General features: G+C 54.6%; 20 protein-coding genes and 1 pseudogene. 14 read left to right on the top strand and 7 right to left on the bottom strand.

Features of this window, described 5'->3' with window-relative positions; translation table 11 throughout:
- Positions 1–132 precede the first annotated feature (132 nt).
- The 3 genes and pseudogenes from minE to VPK24_RS08365 form a co-directional block, all read left to right on the top strand.
- Positions 133–390: pseudogene (gene minE / locus VPK24_RS08375) on the top strand (cell division topological specificity factor MinE); the annotation flags it as partial.
- Between the two features lie 167 nt (positions 391–557).
- Positions 558–1,340, top strand: coding sequence for a bifunctional 4-hydroxy-2-oxoglutarate aldolase/2-dehydro-3-deoxy-phosphogluconate aldolase (locus VPK24_RS08370; protein WP_393012082.1), 783 nt, complete (start codon positions 558–560; stop codon positions 1,338–1,340).
- Positions 1,341–1,869: 529 nt separating this feature from the next.
- Entirely contained in the window at positions 1,870–2,313 is a 444-nt protein-coding gene (locus VPK24_RS08365; protein WP_190529780.1) for a L,D-transpeptidase, read from the top strand.
- Here the strand turns inward: VPK24_RS08365 and VPK24_RS08360 are convergent.
- Positions 2,310–2,948, bottom strand: a complete 639-nt coding sequence (locus tag VPK24_RS08360) for a hypothetical protein (RefSeq protein ID WP_393012080.1) — start codon at positions 2,946–2,948, stop codon at positions 2,310–2,312. The two genes, VPK24_RS08365 and VPK24_RS08360, sit on opposite strands and share 4 nt — an antisense overlap.
- Before the next feature lie 204 nt (positions 2,949–3,152).
- On the opposite strand from VPK24_RS08360, the gene surE reads away from it, so the two are divergent.
- The gene (surE, locus tag VPK24_RS08355) at positions 3,153–3,983 is read left to right on the top strand and encodes a 5'/3'-nucleotidase SurE (protein ID WP_393012078.1); all 831 of its coding nucleotides are present in this window, start codon (positions 3,153–3,155) and stop codon (positions 3,981–3,983) included.
- Positions 3,984–4,036: 53 nt separating this feature from the next.
- Here surE and VPK24_RS08350 read toward each other — a convergent pair whose 3' ends face one another.
- The 4 genes from VPK24_RS08350 to VPK24_RS08335 form a co-directional block, all read right to left on the bottom strand.
- Positions 4,037–4,138: a YjbQ family protein gene (locus VPK24_RS08350; protein ID WP_393012076.1), complete on the bottom strand. Its 102-nt coding sequence runs from the start codon at positions 4,136–4,138 to the stop codon at positions 4,037–4,039.
- A 142-nt stretch (positions 4,139–4,280) separates the two neighbouring features.
- The gene (locus VPK24_RS08345; RefSeq protein ID WP_393012074.1) at positions 4,281–4,577 is read right to left on the bottom strand and encodes a hypothetical protein; all 297 of its coding nucleotides are present in this window, start codon (positions 4,575–4,577) and stop codon (positions 4,281–4,283) included.
- 180 nt (positions 4,578–4,757) lie between these two features.
- Positions 4,758–5,720, bottom strand: a complete 963-nt coding sequence (gene hemC, locus VPK24_RS08340; protein ID WP_393012072.1) for a hydroxymethylbilane synthase — start codon at positions 5,718–5,720, stop codon at positions 4,758–4,760.
- Positions 5,721–6,210: 490 nt separating this feature from the next.
- Positions 6,211–7,131: a response regulator gene (locus tag VPK24_RS08335; RefSeq protein WP_393012070.1), complete on the bottom strand. Its 921-nt coding sequence runs from the start codon at positions 7,129–7,131 to the stop codon at positions 6,211–6,213.
- 782 nt (positions 7,132–7,913) lie between these two features.
- Here VPK24_RS08335 and VPK24_RS08330 point away from each other — a divergent pair.
- The 5 genes from VPK24_RS08330 to VPK24_RS08310 all read left to right on the top strand — a co-directional run bounded on the left by VPK24_RS08330 (position 7,914) and on the right by VPK24_RS08310 (position 10,461).
- Positions 7,914–8,984 carry a sodium-dependent bicarbonate transport family permease gene (locus VPK24_RS08330; protein ID WP_190354749.1) on the top strand — a complete coding sequence of 357 codons (1,071 nt, stop codon included), beginning with the start codon at positions 7,914–7,916 and terminating at the stop codon, positions 8,982–8,984.
- Between the two features lie 83 nt (positions 8,985–9,067).
- Complete coding sequence (locus VPK24_RS08325) at positions 9,068–9,400, top strand: P-II family nitrogen regulator (protein ID WP_393012068.1); 333 nt, start codon at positions 9,068–9,070, stop codon at positions 9,398–9,400.
- Positions 9,401–9,567: 167 nt separating this feature from the next.
- Positions 9,568–9,816: a hypothetical protein gene (locus VPK24_RS08320; protein WP_393012066.1), complete on the top strand. Its 249-nt coding sequence runs from the start codon at positions 9,568–9,570 to the stop codon at positions 9,814–9,816.
- Entirely contained in the window at positions 9,816–10,202 is a 387-nt protein-coding gene (locus VPK24_RS08315; RefSeq protein ID WP_393012064.1) for a type II toxin-antitoxin system death-on-curing family toxin, read from the top strand. The genes VPK24_RS08320 and VPK24_RS08315 overlap by 1 nt, the downstream gene beginning before the upstream one ends.
- 10 nt (positions 10,203–10,212) lie before the next feature.
- On the top strand, positions 10,213–10,461 hold the full coding sequence (locus VPK24_RS08310; RefSeq protein WP_393012062.1) for a hypothetical protein: 249 nt from the start codon (positions 10,213–10,215) through the stop codon (positions 10,459–10,461).
- Positions 10,462–10,625: 164 nt separating this feature from the next.
- Here the strand turns inward: VPK24_RS08310 and VPK24_RS08305 are convergent, their stop codons facing one another.
- The gene (locus VPK24_RS08305) at positions 10,626–12,122 is read right to left on the bottom strand and encodes a protein kinase domain-containing protein (protein ID WP_393012060.1); all 1,497 of its coding nucleotides are present in this window, start codon (positions 12,120–12,122) and stop codon (positions 10,626–10,628) included.
- Between the two features lie 266 nt (positions 12,123–12,388).
- On the opposite strand from VPK24_RS08305, the gene smc reads away from it, so the two are divergent.
- The 3 genes from smc (at position 12,389) to VPK24_RS08290 (ending at position 17,515) form a co-directional block, all read left to right on the top strand.
- Positions 12,389–16,054: a chromosome segregation protein SMC gene (smc, locus tag VPK24_RS08300; RefSeq protein ID WP_393012058.1), complete on the top strand. Its 3,666-nt coding sequence runs from the start codon at positions 12,389–12,391 to the stop codon at positions 16,052–16,054.
- Positions 16,055–16,339: 285 nt separating this feature from the next.
- Positions 16,340–16,918, top strand: a complete 579-nt coding sequence (locus VPK24_RS08295; RefSeq protein WP_393012056.1) for a Uma2 family endonuclease — start codon at positions 16,340–16,342, stop codon at positions 16,916–16,918.
- 3 nt (positions 16,919–16,921) lie between these two features.
- Complete coding sequence (locus VPK24_RS08290; RefSeq protein WP_393012054.1) at positions 16,922–17,515, top strand: Uma2 family endonuclease; 594 nt, start codon at positions 16,922–16,924, stop codon at positions 17,513–17,515.
- A 1-nt stretch (position 17,516) separates the two neighbouring features.
- On the opposite strand, the gene VPK24_RS08285 is transcribed toward VPK24_RS08290, so the two are convergent.
- Positions 17,517–17,990, bottom strand: a complete 474-nt coding sequence (locus VPK24_RS08285) for an ATP-binding protein (protein WP_190528962.1) — start codon at positions 17,988–17,990, stop codon at positions 17,517–17,519.
- A gap of 732 nt (positions 17,991–18,722) precedes the next feature.
- Here VPK24_RS08285 and VPK24_RS08280 point away from each other — a divergent pair.
- Complete coding sequence (locus VPK24_RS08280) at positions 18,723–19,865, top strand: PP2C family protein-serine/threonine phosphatase (protein ID WP_393012052.1); 1,143 nt, start codon at positions 18,723–18,725, stop codon at positions 19,863–19,865.
- A complete protein-coding gene (locus VPK24_RS08275) occupies positions 19,831–20,124 on the top strand; it encodes a hypothetical protein (RefSeq protein ID WP_393012144.1) in 294 nt (97 codons plus the stop codon). Before VPK24_RS08280 ends, VPK24_RS08275 begins: the two co-directional genes overlap by 35 nt.
- The last annotated feature ends 60 nt before the right edge of the window (positions 20,125–20,184 follow it).

Below are 20,184 nucleotides of genomic sequence, written 5' to 3'. Positions count from 1 at the left end.
GCCCGGGGCCCATGACCGGCACAAAACCAAGCAACCGGGCGGTTTTGGCTCCGTTGGCAACCAGCCCTCAACCCACAACTCGTTTTTTCCCTCAGATCGCCCTTCGATCCAGCGCGCTGCGTTATCTGCGTCATGTTAAGCGAACTTCTCGATAAACTTTTTGCCCGCGATCCCGACAGCCGCAGCGTGGTGAAACAGCGGTTGCAATTGCTGTTAGCCCATGACCGAACTGATCTTTCGCCGCAGTCGCTCGATCGAATGCGCCAAGAGATTTTGGATGTGATTTCTCGCTATGTGGAAATTGATAGCGAGGGATTGCAATTCATGCTGGAAAACGACCTGCGCACCACGGCGTTGATTGCCAATGTGCCCATTCGGCGGGTGCACCCGGATAATGAATCCTCGGAGGAAGCGGCCGCAGCCATGGAAACCCCGATCGAGAGTGTGATCTCGGAAGCCCCTTCCGAAGCGGACGAAATCATCGATTTGGAATCCTTGCCCCTTGATGGGCCCACGGAAATTGCCCCCTAAGAATGTGGTGAGCTGGTGGTGTTGATGTGGCGTTGATCAAGGGCGATGCGGAAGACCCCATGAAACCGCAGGAGGGCAGTCAGTTCCAATCGGGGGGACCATTGGACACAGGGGAAACAACAACCTTGGCAACGGTGCGATCGCGCTGGGTACAGCGGCTGCGGCACGATCGCGCGATCGCCGTGATTCGATCGCACAACTGGCTTCAGGGGCTGGCCATGGCCCAGGCGGCCGCCGAAGGGGGCCTGCGACTCATTGAAATTACTTGGAACAGTGTTCGGCCGGCGGAATTGGTGGCCGAACTGCGCGATCGCTTGCCCCACTGCCAAATTGGGGCCGGCACGCTGCTGGATGCGGCCATGGTGCGGGAAGCGGTGGCAGCGGGGGCCCAATTTGGTTTTGCGCCCTTTGGCGACTCGGGGGCGATCGCGGCGGCGGTGGCGGCCGGCATTCCGATCGTGCCGGGAGCCTTGACCCCCACGGAAATTGCCCAGGCTTGGCGGGCCGGAGCCAGCAGCGTTAAGGTGTTTCCCATTTCGGCGGTCGGCGGAGCAGCCTACGTGCGATCGCTCGTGCCCGTGTTGCCCATGCCGCTGATTCCTACCGGGGGGGTCACTTTGGCCAATGCGGCGGAATTTCTGGCGGCCGGGGCGATCGCGATCGGCCTGTCGGGGGAACTGTTTCCAGCGGAAGCTGTGGCCGCTGGTCGTTGGGATCAAGTGCGCGATCGGGCCCGTCGCTTGGCTGAACAAGTGGCCCCCCACTGTCTTCCAGAGACAACCCCGCCGCTCGAAGATCTCCGCCCCTAGACCAACCGCCCGGCAACATTCTGGCCAATCAACCGGATACAGCAGAAAATCAACTGGGAAACCGATCATCTTTCAAGCACTTCGTGGCCCCAATCATTGGCCCCACGAAAATTGCCCGGTTAAAATGCGAAACAATCTGCCTGCTCGATCGCTGTGCTGCGAACTTGGCAGATTTTTTTGCAGACTTGGCAGATTTTGCAAATTTTTTTTAGGAACCTCCATGACAGGGCTGCTGGCAAAACTCGATGACACCCGCGATCGAGTGGTCGATCGCACCCGAGAACTCAGACAACGGCCGCCCCAGTGGTTGCGTCGGCCCAAGTTTTTGATTGCGGGGGCACTGGTGACCTTTGCCGCCTCCTGGGCCGGGGCCCAATCCAGTGCCGCTCACTACTACTTCGATCAGTGGGAGCGGGCGCAACTGACCAAAACCCTGGCCGTTTTGAACCAGCCCACGCCCGACCAACAACCCCGCTGGGCCGCCATCACCGATCAACGCTGGAGCTTTTTGGAGCGATCGACCCGGGCCATGGCCCAAGCCGCCAGCACCGGCCTAGTGAACTTTAAGGAACTGCCCTTCAATCCCAAGGCATCGATGGCGATTCTGAAGCGGCTAGATAATGTTCGTTGGCTCCAAGTCGATATTGGCAACCAACGCTTAACCGCCTGGGAAGGAAATCGCCAAGTCCGCACGGATGCGGTTTCCACCGGCAAAGCCCGCACACCCACCCTGCCCGGCACCTGGACGATTTACACCAAGCTGCGATCAACCCGGATGCGTGGCCCCGGCTATGACGTGCCCAATGTGCCCTACACGATGTATTACGACGGGGGCTATGGCATCCACGGAGCCTACTGGCACAACAACTTCGGCACACCCATGAGCCACGGTTGCACCAATCTCCCGGTATCCACCTCCCGCTGGTATTTCAACTGGGCAGAGGTGGGCACGCCCGTGGTGGCCCATCGCTAGGGCCGATCGGGGCTGGTTGGATCTGGATCCCGCACCCATAGGGCCAAACCACCACTGCGCCCCCGAGCCGCCAGCCCTGACTCACCAGCCCAGCAGAACGCAAAAAAGGGCAAATAGCCGATCGCCCGGCGGTTAAATGGCTCCTGGGTTAGGGCCTTTGTGGCTGGACGATCGCCCCGAACTGGGCCGCGATAAACCACCCGATCGCCAATCCCGATCGCCAGTTCCAAAAAATCAAAAGCCAGCAAATTCCGCTGGCCCACCCACCGGGCCGGGCCCGAAAACTCCATAAAAATTGGCCCCACCTGCACTCGGTTCTTGATTCGGGCGATCGCCCCCGTGGCTTCGTTGGCCAAAAAGGTCAGATAGGCCGGGGCAAAGGCCGGAAAATAAAACCCCCGATCGCGCTGGGCCGACTTTTTGGGCGACACCACCCCCAAACGCCAGCGACCCACCAGCGACCCTTCTGAGAACTGCACCCGATCGCGGCGGGTTTGGGTTTCCACAGTTTTCAGCGCGGTCACCACGGCGGCCGGCCGCGGCCGCTCAGGCTCGGTCTGGGGATTTTGGATCGATCGCGCCGTCTGTTCCAGCAGTTGCGCAGCGGCCGGTTGCATTGCGATTTCGGTTGCCATGATGGTGCCAATCAACGGATGGAACGTTTGGGAAGCCGGAAACCTCAAATGGCTCCAATATTTGGCTTCAACGATGGCTGCAACCCATGAAGATTACTCAATGGGTCATAGTCAATAATAGTTCTGCTCTTCGGAATTCCAACGGCTCCCGGCCACCCCTCCTCGATCTGCAATTCCTTCTTGATCCGCCATGCATGTCTCGCCATGAATATTTTGATTAGCAACGATGACGGGATTTTTGCCCTGGGCATTCGCGCCCTTGCCAATGCCTGCGCTGAAGCGGGTCACCAAGTGACGATCGTTTGTCCCGATCGGGAACGTTCCGCCACGGGGCACGGCCTGACGCTTCAGGATCCGATTCGCACGGAACTGGTTCCCAACCTGTTTCACCCCAGCGTCACCGCTTGGGCCTGTTCTGGAACGCCTGCCGATTGCGTCAAGCTGGCCCTGGGGGCCTTGCTCGATCGCAAGCCCGATGTGGTGCTGTCGGGCATTAACCACGGCCCCAACCTGGGAACCGATGTGCTCTACTCGGGAACCGTTTCGGCGGCCATGGAAGGACTGCTAGAGGATATTCCCAGCTTTGCCTTCAGTCTGGCCAAGTTTGGCCATCTTGACTTCAGCGCCGCCGCCGAGTTTGCCGTGCAAGCGGTGGCCCAACTCATTGCCCAGCCGCCTGCCCGGCCAATGCTGCTGAATGTGAATATTCCAGCGCCCGACGGCCCGATCGCGGGCGTGCAGCTCACTAAACTCGGCTTCCGGCGCTATCATGACCTATTCGAAAAGCGGGTGGATCCCCGTGGCCGCACCTACTATTGGCTGTCGGGAGAAGTACTTGAAGAAATTGACCCGGAAACCATGCCCGGGGGCCAAACTTCACCCCTGATCACCGATGTGCAAGGAATTCGGCAAAACTACATCACCCTCACTCCCTTGCATTTCAACTTGACCGATTGGGCGGAGATGCCCACCTGGCAACCTTGGATCGATCGACTGGCCGAGAGCTATGGGCCAGACCCCAATCCCGCAGGCTAAGCCATCAATACAACGGGGGCAATTTCCCAAGTCAGAATGGGTTAATCAACCGTTTAAATACCCCAAATTTGCAGAGACACGGAGCGCGATCGGGAGCCATCTAACTCAAACAGCAGCACCGATTGCCATTGCCCCAAACCCAATGCCCCATTCACCCCTAAGTCAAAATCACCCCCCAGCGGAAATTTAAACGGCTGCCTTGCGGGTCTGACCAACCAACAAAGACAAGGGGCTGAAGCCCCTTGCCCTGAAGACGGTTATGGATCGACCTATGCCCAACAATACTTCTCAGGCCCCCTAAGCCAGGGGGGTGGTTTTGGGCTGAAAATCTGGACAATTGATCGCTGCTTCTGACAGGGCCTCACTGGGACGAACAGGACATTTGAGGTGGTAATCGCCCGTGAAAAAGGCACAGTCTGCACAGGGAATTTGGTGCAAAGTGCGCACCCGCGAAACGCCCTCTTGGGTGAAGCTGGCGATCGATCGCACCAGAACGGCCACCAACCACCAAGCCACCCCAAAGCATAGGGGAATCATCACCGTTTGGGGAATGTGAGCAACGGCCGCACGCAGCAAAAGACTGGCAATATCCATGAGCCAAAGGGGCGATCGAGCAAGACAGTTCCATCTTGCCCGATCGCCCCCATGATCCTCAAGCAAAATTCAGCATGAACCGGGTTAAGCCAGCAGGCCGAATTAACCGACATCCAAAACCCGTGGGCCCAAAACCTTGGCCCCAAGATTGCCGTATCAGGATCGCCCGCAGGCAAATCCTTAGCCCCGATTGACCTGAGCCAGGATCTCATTCAAAATTTCCTGGGCCCCTTGGGCACGCAGCTTTTGGGCCAACTCTGTGCCCAGATCTTCAGCACTGGTGTGGGGGCCGCTCACGGTGTCTTTAATCAGTTGCTTGCCATCCACACTGGCCACCAGGCCCGCCAGGATTAAGGTGTCACCCTCCAAGCTGGTATTCACCCCGATCGGGACTTGGCAGCCCCCCTCCAAATCGCGCAGGAAAGCCCTTTCCGCCAAACAGCGCCACTTGCTGGGTTCATGCTCCAGCACCTTCAGCACGCGCAAAATGTCCTCATCGCCCTCGCGGCACTCAATGCCCAAGGCCCCTTGGCCCACCGCATGGAGCGACACATCCGACGGCAACAACTGATCGATGCGATCGGCTAAATCCATCCGCTGCAAACCGGCCGCCGCCAAAATCGTCGCATCATACTCGCCGCTATCGAGCTTTTTCAGCCGAGTATTCACATTGCCGCGAATGTCCTTGAAACTCAGATGGGGGTAGTGATAGCGCAACTGAGCCAGCCGCCGCAGGGACGACGTACCAATCACAGCGCCTGCGGGCAATTGGTCGATTGTTTTGCCCTTATGTTGGGCATGGAGCACCACCGCATCAGCCGGGTTCACCCGTTCTGTCACGCAGCCCAAGGTCAGCCCTTCCGGCAGGCGGGTTGGCAAATCTTTCAGGGAATGCACCGCCAGATCATAGATCCCGTCGCGCATTCCATCTTCCAACTCGCGGGTAAACAAACCCTTGTCCCCAATTTTGGACAGGGCCACATCCAGCACCTTATCCCCTTGGGTTTCGATCGCGCAGACCTCAAACGTAATGTCCGGAAAATGCCGCTGCAATTCTCCTTGTACCCAGTGCGTTTGCACAAGAGCCAATTGGCTTTTACGAGAGCCGATGCGGATGGTACGGGTGGGACTAGCGACGGACATACGGTTGGAGGTCGGTTAACGAACGTTAGTTGCAATCCTCAGATTGTCTAGATCGGCAGTTGGCGGACGATCGAGCCAATCTGGCCACTCCTCAGCGCCATCGGGCGCATCCGGTTGGAATCTTTGTGGGACTTTGCTCGCTAACTGGGAGAAGCAAACCCGAGCATCCGGTGGGATCAGGCGCGGTCTAGCGTACCGTTCGGGCGCGATCGCGATCGAGCGATCGACATGTTCGTTAACAATCCCCCCAAAGGGATCAACCCTTCAAAAATCTATCCCCCCAAAAATTCACAACCCAACCTAGTAGCGCGGCTGTCTTAATTCATGGGGTCAACATTGCGGAATCAGTCGTCATAACAAGATGCGCAAACCCCTTATTGCCGAGCGATCAGGTCAGCGATCTGTCAACAGCAACAGTTATTTGAATTAACCTGATGAACTGACCTGAATTGACCGATCGAAATCAGCTCAAAATCAGCTTGCCGTGCTACTAGGGCAGCGTGGTCAGCACAAAGGCCGCCTGTTGCACCGCCAAATACATTTGGGTTGCTTCACTTTCTTCCAGGGTGATGGGATTGGCAAACTGCAACGACACCAAAGCCCCAACCGAATCGCGATAGATGGCTGGAATCACCACATGGGTTGCTACCCCGCCCTCTTGATAAAATGCTGTTCCGGCCAAATCTGCATTCGCCGTCGCATTCAAACACACTTGCAGCTTTTTCTCCACCATGGCCTGCTGGCTGAGCGGATCGCCCACCAGGGAAGCGGCCCCCGCCTGGCCGCCGTGGTTGCCCAATTGCCCCTCTTGAACGAGCTGAATGGTACAGCGATCGGCCTCAAACCGTTCCACAAACGCCGTCGCCAGCCGCTCCGCACAAACCTCAAACGTGCCGCTGTCAGCCGCGGCCAAAATTGCCGCCAACAGTTGCATTTGGGCCTGCGCCCGCTCCAGCTCGATCGAACGATTCTTCAAAGAATCGTAGCTATCGGCCGCCCGTTGCACCACGGTTTTCAACTCATCAGGATCCCAAGGCTTGGTGATGTACTTATACACCTGCCCTGAGTTAATCGCTTCCACCAAATCTTCCACATCCGTGAAGCCGGTCAAAATAATCCGCACGGTGTCTGGAAACTGGGGCACGGTTTTACTCAAAAACTCCGTTCCCTTCATCTCCGGCATCCGTTGATCGGAAATGATGACGGCCACTTCCCCTTCCTCGGCCAACAGCTCCAAGGCTCGGGCCCCGCTTTCGGCCTTGAGCACGTTGAAATCTCGGCGGAAGGTGCGATAGAGCAAATCGAGATTATCCGGCTCGTCATCGACGACGAGCATCTTGGGTTTGGGGGGACGGCGAGCGCTTTTCAACTGTTCGCGAAGGCCTTCGAGGTCAACGATGAGTTTGTTCATAGCAAGTGGGGTGCATCAGGGGCAATAGGGTGCGATCGCGATCGAAACAAGATGCATCACACCTCCCCTAGGGGCCTGATCAATGGCGGGCAACCAACCATCAACCGGCTCGCAAAATACGGCTCAAAACAGGTTGCAGCAATCCAGAGAGCATTTTGACATACTCCTCAGCCGCCGCGGCCGTTCCGGGAAACACCGGGCAGCCATTGCCCCAAAATCATACCCCCTCAGTCCTAGCATGAATTCCGGGGAACCACACCCGTGAGGCATTGCCCCCAATCTGCGCCCAAAGCCACGGTTTCGCCCTCCGTAGGTGGAAAACCATCACCTGAAACTGGCCGGCTCAGCAAAATCCGGCATTAAAGTCAAGAACCTTCAGGCAAAATGAGACAAAAAATCACCCGATGCTCCCGAGCTAACGAAAATATATTTGCCCTGATTGATCTAACAATTAGTTGCTCTAATTGTCCCAATCATCAACTATTCAAAGCCATTAAAAGTCAAGCATCACGATATTTGTTCTGATTTACCCCGTAATCAGTTTTTCAAGATAATCCAGCGCCAATAAGGATTTACATCACGTACACCTTTATAGAAAACTGATGAACGAGTCTATAGAAATTAGTTCAACACAACTATTTCGAGACCCGCCTGGAGATCGGCCCCTTCTCAACACCCTAGATACAGGTTTTTTGGGCAACACCTGCACTATGGGCATGAAGTGCCTCCCTCTGACTTTCTTTAACGCTTTTAAAGTTCATGCAGTGGACTAGGAGGTATCCGTGGATTTCTTGTCCCTTTTCGTCAAGGACTTCATTATTCAGTTGCAGTCCCCCACACTGGGTTTTTTGATTGGGGGGATGGTGATTGCAGCACTTGGAAGCCAATTGGTAATTCCAGAGTCGATTTGTACAATCATCGTCTTCATGTTGCTCACCAAAATCGGTTTAACCGGTGGAATTGCAATTCGGAATTCCAACCTGACCGAAATGGTTTTACCTGTAATATTTGCAGCAACCGTAGGGATTCTAGTTGTCTTCATCGCGCGCTATACCTTGGCCAAATTACCCAAGGTCAAAACCGTTGATGCGATCGCGACGGGTGGCTTGTTTGGGGCGGTTAGTGGTTCCACCATGGCGGCAGCTCTGACCCTACTCGAAGAACAAAAGATTGGGTATGAAGCATGGGCGGGCGCACTTTATCCCTTCATGGATATTCCGGCGCTGGTCACGGCAATTGTTGTAGCCAACATTTATCTCAACCAGAAAAAGCGCAGCAAAGCCGCCGCTGTGAATTCCCAGGAGCAGCCCAGCACCCGTCAGGAATATCGCGACCAGCAGCAGGGTGATAGTAAGGTCAAAATCTGGCCGATTATCGAAGAAAGCCTGCAAGGGCCCGCTTTGTCTGCCATGTTGCTTGGTTTGGCCTTGGGGATTCTCACCAAGCCGGAAAGCGTTTACGAAAGCTTCTACGATCCGGCTTTCCGGGGTTTGCTTTCAATCCTGATGCTGGTGATGGGGATGGAAGCTTGGTCGCGGATTGGCGAACTGCGCAAAGTGGCTCAGTGGTACGTTGTTTACAGTGTGGTGGCCCCCTTTCTCCATGGGCTGATTGCCTTTGGCCTGGGCATGATTGCTCACTACACGATGAACTTCAGCCTGGGTGGCGTGGTTGTTCTGGCGGTCATTGCGTCCTCCAGCTCAGATATTTCGGGCCCGCCCACCTTGCGAGCCGGGATCCCGTCGGCTAACCCTTCCGCCTACATTGGCGCTTCCACGGCCGTTGGTACACCGATCGCGATCGGCCTGTGCATTCCGTTCTTTATCGGGCTGGCTCAAGCACTCGGGGGTTAGTCGCCCCGAGCAGGTGGGGTCTGTCGGCGCTCTCTCATGGCCCGACAGACTCGTTAGATTAGTAGACACAAGAGGTAACCAACATGGCTAAACCAGCCAAAAAGCTTGTCATCATCACCGAGAAGGTGTTGCTGAAGAAGGTCGCCAAGATCATTGAAGAGTGCGGGGCCAAGGGGTATACGGTGTTGGAAACGGGCGGCAAGGGCAGCCGCAACGTGCGATCGTCTGGGCAGCCCAATGTTTCCGACACCCAAGCGAATATCAAGTTTGAGGTGCTGACCGACACTCGCACCCTGGCTGAGGCGATCGCCGATCGCGTGGCGGCGGAGTTCTTCCTGAATTACGCAGGCATCATCTACATCTGTGATGCGGAGGTGCTGTATGCGCACAGTTTCTGTGGGCCTGAGGGCTGCTAGACCATCAGTTTTGAAGCACAACCAGTTTTGAAACACAACTTTGATCACGAGAGCCGGGGGATAACCCCGGTTTTTTGATGATTGTTTTTGTGTTGGGGGGCGATCGGTGTTCCGAAGATCAGGGCGATCGGCCTTGCTAAACTACAGAAAATTGCTATCTCAATTCTGTGATGCTGACCCCTGAAACGGAACAAACCGATCTGGAGCGATCGATCTTGGTAATCCTTCGCCAAATGCCCTTGGCCATCCAACAACAGATCTTGGTGCTACTGCAACAGCTCCAGGCGCGATTGACACCTGCTGGCGATCGATCAGTATCTTGTGAACCGAAGCCAATTCAAGCAGAAATTGATCTCGATCATGCGATCAATTATGTCTTAGAGAAGAATGCTGAGTTGCTCGATCGCTTGGCCTGATGCGTTTCCTGTTGGTTGAAGATATCATCCGAATTCATGAGCAAGTCGTTGCACGCTCAGGTGGCTCTTTAGGAATTCTGAATCAAGCAGCCCTCGAATCGGCCATGGCCCAACCTCAACAGTCCTTTTCAGGCATTGATTTGTATGAGGGATTGGTCGATAAGGCGGCTGCCTTAGCATTTTTTCTGGCACTGAATCATCCATTTATTGATGGCAATAAGCGAGTTGCCTACACAGCTATGGAAGTTTTCCTGGTGCTTAATGGTTATGAGGTGGTTGCGTCAGTTGATGATTCAGAGTCAACCTTTCTCGATTTAGCTGCTGGTAGGCTAACCCGACAACAGCTTACAGAATGGCTCAGGCAGCGAATTTCTCCCTATAGATAAATTACAATCTATGACTCCCAGCCCGATCGAGCAAACCCTCCTAAACCAGTTTCGTCAGCTTCCCCAGGCACTCCAACAACTGGTGATTCAATTCATCAACTTGCTATTGGCCGAGCGATCGCAAGTTGACCCATTACTCAGTCGATCAGAGCCGTCCCCTTCAGTATTTGACCTCGCGGGTTCTTTAATTGGTAGTGCTGAAGGCCCTAGCGATCTCTCGACAAATCCCGACTATCTAGAAGGTATGGTGCGCGAATGAAAGTAGCTGTAGGGTGGGCAATGCCCACCAATCGCCGCTGCTCTAAAGCAACGCGATCGCACCCAAGGTAATAAGCTCTGATCCTGAAGTTGATTCTGTTTGTGGGGAAGTGCTGGGCATTGCCCACCCTACTTCTACTTCCTACCTTACTAGCTGTGTGCAAATCAAATTTTTTGAACAGACTGGATTAGCCATTTATTCTGAGACGCATTCCACCTCAGTCGATACCTAAGTTTCATTGACAAAAGCTTATTATTCAAATAGCCGCTGTAGCTAATATCTACTACTGAATATTGAGACGATTGCTGAATTGTTTTTAAACTATTAATGTTAACTGGACTAACTTTTTGGAACCATTCTGCAAAGGAGTTATAGCCATTAGGATGAACCTTTCGATTTTCCTGTAAATCAGACGGCAGCATACTCCATGCATTTTGAAATTCTCCTTGATTGATAAATGTATAATATTCCGTAATAACTTCTTGAGCCGAAGATCTATTAGATTCAGGCTGAAAAGATTTCTCCGTCTGAACCTGCTCTTTCTTTTCTTGGGGTGCGATCTCTGTGTTCAGAGTGCCAGAAGTCTGAATAGGATTATTAGGAGTAATTTTCTTTTCAGGCGTTGCTTCTGTGTTAGAGGAAGAACTTACAGGACTCATTGCAGATTGCTTTAAGATGAAAGCAACTGCCACCAAGCCAATCAAAGTAAAGCTTCCGATTGTAATCCCTAGAATCAGAAATTTTTGCCAGGCTTCTGACTGGGGAGATGATTTCTCAATTATGGTAGTGTCTGGATATGGATGCTGTATTTTTTGGGTAACTAGTTCTGTCGGCATAGAAACACTTCCATTGAGTGCGTGAATCATCTCGTGGACAGAAAGAAAACGATCACGGGAATGGGGCTGAATTGCTTTGTCTAGAACTGAAACTAATCGGGGGTTAGCTTCAGAAGCATATTGTTTCCAGTTAATAAACCCATGAATTGGATCTGTACCTAGCTCTTGAGGAAGTTTGCTAGTTAGTAAATAAATCACAGTTAAAGCTAGTGCGTACAGGTCACTGCTAAATACAGGTCTGCCAATAAGCTGTTCTGAGGGCATAAAGCCAGGTGTACCGATTACAATTGAAGAGGCTTGATACTTGCTGGGAGACATTGTTGTATTCATGGTCTCCTTAACAGCTCCAAAATCAATCAGGACAGGCTGTCCATCTGATTTTCTTAAAATAATATTATCTGGCTTGATATCTCGATGGATAATGCCTTGATTGTGAACTGCATCTAAAATATGTAGACACCGAGTCAAAATATCTTGAGCTGGCTCACTGCTGAAAATTCCTTCTTGGCGAACCTTCTCTGTGAGTGTTTCGCCATCAATCCATTCCTGAACTAAATAAAAATGGTTCCCTTCTTCAAAATAAGCATATAGGCTTGGAATATTGCTATTGGAGTCACCAATTTTCTCTAAAGTGACAGCTTCTCGATTAAATCGATCTTGAATGAGCTGATAAAGATTCGGATCTGTTGCAACAGGCTTAAGTTGTTTGATGACGCAGTAGCGACGAGAAGGAAGGTTGATATCACGAGCTAAAAATGTTTCACCAAAGCCTCCAGAGCCAATTTTCTTCTCAACCTGATAGCGATTATTTAGTGTAAATGTCATGACAGGCACAAATGAATTACTGGCCGATATCGAACTTGATACTAAATCATAGACAGATTTTCTGTCGGTAGCAAGACTAGTAACTCACTTTATAAACTATCAGCAAGCATGCATTGCGGCGGTCAGATATCGAGATGCAATGCATTGCTAAACCCATACCCAATGAATGTGAACGCACCACACAGGCGACGAGACTGCATGACAGGCCGATCGCCGTTGGGGGAGAGTTTTCGGTAAGATAGCCCGTTACAGAGCTTTTGCCTGGGTTGAGTCTCAGTCCTTCAGCGGCGGGCGCGTTGTACATCAAGCAAGTTGAAATCACGAACTTCAAATCCTTTGGCGGCACGACGCGAGTTCCGTTGCTGCCCGGATTCACCGTGGTTTCGGGCCCCAACGGCTCCGGCAAATCCAACATTCTCGATGCGCTGCTGTTTGCCCTCGGCCTCTCCTCCTCCAAAGGAATGCGGGCCGATCGCCTGCCCGACTTGGTGAACCAGGGACAAATGGGCAAGGGCCAAGGCAAAGGCAAGCGATCGACCGTAGAAGCCGCCGTTACTGTCACCTTTGATCTGAGCGAAGAAGCCGCCCTGCTGGCCACCGTTTCCGCCGAAGCCGCCGAAGACTTGCCCGGTTTGCGCGATGCCGACGGCCAGCCCCTCAGTGAATGGACCGTTACCCGCAAATTGCGCGTCACCCAACAGGGAACCTACACCTCCAACTACTACATTGGCGGCGAACCCTGCACCCTCAGCGAGTTGCACCAATCCCTCTCGAAGCTGCGGATCTATCCCGAGGGCTACAACGTGGTGCTGCAAGGGGACGTGACCAGCATTATTTCCATGAACCCCCGGGAGCGGCGGCAGATTGTTGATGAACTGGCGGGGGTAGCCAACTTCGATCGCAAAATTATCCAAACCAAGCAAACCCTCGAAGAGGTGAAGGAGCGCGAAGATCGCTGCCGCATCCTGGAACAAGAGTTGCAAATTCAGTGCGATCGCCTGGCCAAAGACCGCACCAAGGCTCTGAAATATCAACAAATTCGCCAGGAAATGCAGGGCCAGCAAGGGCGCTTGGCGGTGGTGGATTGGCTGCTGGAACAGTCGAAGGTGGAGCAACTGCGCCAATCGATCGCCCAGCGGGAACAGGATTTGGCGCAGTTAGCCGATCGCCTGGTGGCGGAACGGGCGGCAGTCGAAACCCAGGCGGCGGAACTGGAGCGGCTAAACCAAATGGTGAAATCCCTGGGGGAATCGGAACAAATCGCCCTGCAAACGGAGCTGGCCACCCACCGGGCCCAACGGGATCAGGTGCAACGCCAACAAACGGAGCTGACCCACCAGCAGCAAACCCAACAACAGACGATCGCCCGGTTAACGGCGGAGGTGGCGGAGGTCGATCGCACCGAGGCCGCCTTGGCCGCCACGGGGCCGGAATTGCAAGAGCGCCTGGAGGAGTTGCAACAGGCCCACGATCGGGCAGCGGCCAACCTGAACCGGGCCCGGGCCGAGGCGGCGGAGTTGGCGGAAGCGTCCCAGGCTTGGGTGCAACAGCAAACGGACTTGCGCCACCAGTTGGAGACGATCCAAGAGTCGATCGATCCCCAGCGTACGGAACGGGCCACCTTGCAGGAGCGGCTGAAGCAAATCGAAACCCAATTGGCGGAAATCGCCACGGAATGGGAGCGGGCGGGCGATCGCCTCAATGAGCACGATCGGGAATTCCAAACGGTCGATCGGCAAACCCGCAGCTTGGAACCCCAAATCCAAACGGCCGCCGAACAGTTGGCCGCCGCTGAGCAGGAGTTGCAGCTCCAACAGAAAACCCGCAGCCGCTTGCAGGACGAGCAGCGGCAAGTGCAACGGCAACTGGACAAACTGGAAGCCCAAACCCAGGCCCAGCGGGAAGCCCAAGGCACGTTTGGGGTGCAATTGCTGCTGCAAAGTGACTTACCGGGCATTTGCGGCCTGGTGGCCAATTTGGGGCAGGTGGAACCGCGCTATCAGGTGGCCTTGGAGATTGCGGCCGGGGCGCGTCTGGGCCATTTGGTGGTGGAAGATGATGCGGTGGCGGCGGCGGCGATCGAAATCCTGAAACGGGAGCGGGCTGGGCGTGTCACCTTCTTGCCCCTGAACAAAATTCGCGGCGGTGGCGGCGGCGAGTCGGCGGCCATGACTCGGGGTCGGGCGGCGGTGGCGGGTTGGCTGGATTACGCGGTCAACCTGGTGGATTTTGACGATCGCTACCGAAACATTTTTGAGTATGTGTTTGGCGGGACGGTGGTGTTTGAGCGGTTGGATCAGGCCCGATCGCTCCTGGGTCGCCATCGGATCGTGACGCTGGATGGGGAATTGCTGGAAACCAGCGGAGCCATGACCGGCGGCACGGTGCAAAAGTCCCGGGGTGGCCTGCGGTTCGGCGGGGGCGAACTGACGGAGGAGGCAAAGGCGGCGGCGGAACTGCGCGATCGGCTGCGGGATATCGATCGGGTGTTGGGCCGTTGTGATGGGGCGATCGCCCAGGCCCAGGTGGACAGCCAGCGCCACACCCAAGCCCTGAACGATTTGCGCCAGGCCCGCCGCGATGCCCAACGGCAACTGGAGCAACTGCAAGCGGCCCTGACGGCCACCACGGGCCAGCGCGATCGCCTGGCCCAACAGCGCGATCGGCTAACCACGGAACTGACCACTAGCCGGGAACGCTTGGCCCAGCTCGATCGGGCCTTGCCGGCCGCCGAGCGCCAGTTGGCCAACCTGCGCCAGGCGATCGCTCAACTGGAGGACTCGCCCGCCCACAGCCAATGGAGCGAGGCCCAAACGGAAATTCGCGATCGGGAATCGGTGCTCTCACAATTGGCGGACAATTTGCGATCGGCCCAAGCCCAGCAGGCCGACCAAACCCGCGAAGCCGATCGCCTCAGCCAACAGCGCCAACAACTGGCGCAACAAATCGCCCAAGCCACAGATCAGCTCACTACAGCGGGCGATCGACTCCAACAGCTTCAGCAAACCCAAACAGAATTGGATCAAGCGATCGCCAATCTACAAGGGCAAATTGCGGCTTTGGAAACCACCCTTGGCGAAACCAAACAACAGCGCGATCGCCAAGAAACAGTGCTGAATCGTCAACGCCAAGCGCTCCAAACTCTGGAATTTCAGCGCGATCGGCTCCAAGAAACCCAACAACAACAGCAAGCGGAATTGCAAGAGTTGGAAAATCGAGCCGAGGGCGATCAGCCCGATCTGCCACCCGACTCGGAACCCCTGCCCAGTGATCCCGCTGAATTGGCCGCCCACCGCGAGCAACTGGATCAAACGATTCGCACCTTACAGCGCCGATTGGAAAGTCTGGAGCCGGTGAATATGCTGGCCCTGGAAGAATACGATCAAGTGCAAGGCCGGCTGAATCAACTGAGTGAAAAACTGGCCACGATCGAGCAAGAACGCACGGAGTTGTTGTTGCGCGTGGAAAATTTCACCACTCTGCGCCAACAGGCATTTTATGAGGCCTTTGATGCGGTCGATCGCAACTTTCAAATCATCTTCGCCGAGCTATCTCAAGGCGACGGCCGCTTGCAACTGGATGATCCCGAAAACCCCCTAGAAAGCGGCCTCAACCTGGTCGCCCACCCCAAGGGCAAACCGGTGCAGCGGCTGGCTTCCATGTCCGGCGGCGAAAAATCCTTGACGGCCCTCAGTTTCATTTTTGCCCTTCAGCGCTACCGCCCCTCGCCGTTCTATGCCTTCGACGAGGTGGATATGTTCCTGGATGGGTCGAACGTGGAGCGCCTGGCCAAAATGGTGAAACAACAGGCCGCCGAAGCACAGTTCATCGTGGTTAGTTTGCGCCGCCCCACCATTGAAGCGTCCGATCGGGTGATTGGTGTGACCCAAGCCCGAGGCGCACAAACCCAAGTTCTGGGCGTGGTGTTGTAACAAAACTCTAATTCTGACGGGCGATCGCCTAAGAGCTGCACAAATTACGGAACCAGATCGCGACAGGTAATAAGTTACTTAATTGATGGAAATGTGATCGCGCCGGTTGCAGTCGTCAGAATCATGCGCGATCGACTCCTAAAGACTCAGCGCGATCGCTTGCCCAAATTTGCACCATAAAATAAATGAAGAGGGGGATCTGCTCTCCCTCTTTTGGGTTTGGAGCAAACAACTCGATTGAGGTCATTGGGTCAATACCCCCAGCAATCTTCTAGGAGGTTTGCCATGTCGATCGCCCTATTACCGGAACCTGCAATCATTACCGCTGATGATTATTTAGCCCAAGAAGTTTTGGCTGAAACTCGCAATGAATATCGCAATGGGGTAGTTGTTCCAATGACAGGGGGTACACCGGAGCATAACGAAATTGCGAGTGTCTTGAATGCTCTGCTCAGAACCGCTTTAAAAGGTCAGGGATACAGTATTTTTGTGGCGGATCAGCGGCTGTGGATTCCGGAGCCAAATTTATATACCTATCCTGATGTGATGGTGGCGCGGCGGCCCATTGAGCGGAAGCCCGATCGCACCGATACGGTAATGAATCCGATCCTGATTGCTGAGGTACTTTCCAAATCAACAGCGGCTTACGATCGCACTGAAAAATTCGCCGCCTACCGCACGATCGCGAGTCTGCAAAACTATCTGTTAATTGATCAATATCAGCCCCATGTGGAACTCTATGCCCGAACGGGGGATCAGCAGTGGCTGTTCAGTGAATATGGGCAATTGAGCGATCGGGTGTTGCTCGATCCACTTACGGTAACAGTAAATCTCTCTGACCTCTATGAAGCGCTGGAGTTTTAGTGAATGATGCCGATCGCCCTATTACCGGAACCTGCAATCATCACCGCTGATGATTATTTAGCCCAAGAAGTTTTGGCTGAAACTCGCAATGAATATCGCAATGGGGTAGTTGTTCCAATGACAGGGGGTACACCGGAGCATAATTTTATTGCGATTAATTTGATTACGATTCTGAAATTTGCCTTGCGAAGACAAGCCTATGATCTGGCATTGGCGGATCAGCGGCTGTGGATTCCGGAGCCAAATTTATATACCTATCCTGATGTGATGGTGGCAAAGCGACCCATCGAGCGGAAGCCCGATCGCACCGATACGGTAATGAATCCGATCCTGATTGCTGAGGTACTTTCCAAATCAACAGCGGCTTACGATCGCACTGAAAAATTTGCCGCCTATCGGACGATTGCGAGCTTGCAAAACTATTTGTTAATTGATCAATATCAGCCCCATGTGGAACTCTATGCCCGAACGGGGGATCAGCAGTGGCTGTTCAGTGAATATGGGCAATTGAGCGATCGGGTGCTGTTGGATGCGGTGTCGGTGGAATTGCCGCTTGCGGATTTGTACGAAGCAATTGAGTTTGGCGGCGAGGCTTGATTCAATCCGCGATCGGGAGCACCGGTTCAAAATATTTCACAAATTCCAACAAGTTGCGACCATCCGGCTGGGGATCATAGCTCAGGCGATCGGCCACCCGATTCAGAATGGTCAAGCCCCGTCCGCCACCGCTGAGCTTCTCAATATCAAGAGTTTCTGGGGGTTCGGGAGTTTGCCCCCGTTCCAACACCGCCTGCCGCAAGTCAAACGGTTCCCCATGATCCCAAAGGCGCAACGTCAAGGCTGTGGCCGTGAGTTCTGCCTCCAGGTCGATCGGCGTGTCGCAAGGGTGTTGGCGATGGGCATGGCGCACCGCATTCGTGAAAACCTCCGCCAGCACCGAGAGGCATTGGAGCCACACAGTACGAGGCACATGGGGGCGATCGAGCGTGTCAAACCAGTTCAAAACGCGATCGAGCACCGCCAAATCGCTAGCAATGCGAAGTCGAATCGTTTGGTTTACGCTGGGAGTCAAAGCATCCAACCTCTGCGGCGCGTTCAAGCAAAGCGTTCGGAATTCTCAGGCCTTCAGTCTCAACCCTGAATTTTAGCCACGCCATCCAAGGCATTGTGCCAAAATCAGCCGTAGTCCGTACCATTCCAGGTACTCCACTGATAGCTCACGATTCCTACTCCAGCCAGGGCGGAATTCCCGTGACCGAGACTCGTCCGTTTCGGGGTGCGATCGCAACCCGTTGCACGTTGCGGCCCAGGCCCAGCCGACTCAACCCTCAGCCGCCAATCCCAGGGACAATTCGTGAAGGATCACGCATTACTCCCCAGGCTAACTTGCTTCGGAGGATGGCTCAACCCTTCCGGACTATTCGGCTGGAATGGCGGCAATCCCCATCGAAGCTCATCCCTGGTGCCCATTCTTGGTGCTCATCTACTCAAGGGCCCATCGGACTCAGCGCGATCCCGTTGTCATCGGCTCAATTTGGTTCGCCTGATGCCATTCGATTGACCCCATTTGATTTACGTCATTCGGCGTATTTCATCTGATTTACGTCATTCGGCGTATTTCATCCGGTGTATTTCATTTGGCTTATTTCATTCACTCGGTTCATTTCATTTCAACGGCTGCATCTTACGCCGACATTACGCCTAAGACATTACGCCTAAGACATCACGCCTAAGACATCACGCCTGAATTGATCAACACTTGGGCTGCTCCTCTTGTTCCATCTTGCCACCACTGCCTTGACCTATGTTCCGTCTGCTGATTATCGATGACGATCCCACCATCCGCCGCCTGCTAGAGCGCACCCTGACCAAACAGGGCTATGAGGTGTTGGTTGCAGAAGATGGTGTTGCTGGTTTGGAGTTGGCCTGTAGTCAGCAGCCCGCTCTGATCATTTGCGATTGGATGATGCCGAAGATGGACGGCATTGAGGTTTGTCGGCGGGTCAAGCTGGAGGCCAGTTTATCCTCCACGTTCTTCATTTTGTTGACCTCCCTCGGCTCCGTGGACGATCGGGTCAGAGGGTTGGATGCCGGAGCCGATGACTTCCTATCCAAGCCGATCGAGATGAATGAACTGAAGGCCCGGGTGCGGGCGGGTCTGCGGCTGCATCAACTGAATCAGGACTTGAAGGAACAAAAGCGGCTGTTGGAAGAGGAAATGGCCGAAGCGGCCGATTATGTCAAAACCCTGCTACCCGCACCCATGGACGGCGCAGTGGATATTTCGGCCAAATTTGAACCGTCCAGCCGTTTGGGGGGAGACTGTTTCGATTTCTATTGGCTCGATGATGATCGACTCGTGGTTTATCTGGTCGATGCGGCGGGCCATGGTCTGAAGGCGGCGCTGCCCTCGTTGTCAGTGTTGAATTTGCTGCGTTCCCGATCGCTCCCAATCCAAGACTATGGCAGCCCCAGCGAGGTGTTGCGGGCCCTGAATGGCGCGTTTCAAATGAACGATCGCAACGACAAATACTTCACCGCTTGGTATGGAGTCTACAGCCGCCGCACCCGGAGCCTGGCCTATGCCAGCGCTGGCCATCCGCCCGGAATTTTGCTCTCGCCCAGCAAAGAATCGTTACCAACGGCCCAACGCCTCCGAACGGTGGGGCTGCCCGTTGGCATGTTTGCAGAAGCGAAATATAGCGAGGCCTTTTGCGAAGTTCCCCCCGGCAGCACGCTCTACATCTTCAGCGATGGCATTTACGAACTGGGAATGCCCGATGGCACTGTTTGGGGGCTGGATCCCTTCGTGGAAGTGCTGCGGGAATGTTGGGCGGTTCCTGAGCGGGGAGCCGTGGAGCAAATCGTGAATCGGGTGCAGGACTTTAACAGTGGCCGCAGCTATTTTGAGGATGACCTCTCCTTACTACGGCTGCAATTTGCTTAAAGACTGGGAAGATGCTGAAGGTAGGGAGCAGTTTCTGGGACTTTTGCGGAGCTATGGCGGGGAGATTGCGGAGAGACTTTGGCAACTTGAGGCAATTTCAGCAGCCCTTGAAGCAATTTGGGGCTACCCAGAGCTGTTTTTCAGATTCACGAACCGGGCGATCGGGTGGCGATCGGGTGATGCTCCAAGGGCGATCGATTACTCGCTAGTTATCGGGGCATTTGGGGATTGTTATCGCCTATCCAGCGCGATCGCGTAGCGATCCACACGCCAACCCCTAAAATGGTTAACCGAACGCAGGCCGCATTTCCCTGCAACC

The organism is Limnothrix redekei LRLZ20PSL1 (assembly GCF_043235035.1).
In the GTDB taxonomy this organism is placed as follows: domain Bacteria; phylum Cyanobacteriota; class Cyanobacteriia; order CACIAM-69d; family CACIAM-69d; genus CACIAM-69d.
This window is presented reverse-complemented; position numbering and strand designations above follow the sequence as displayed.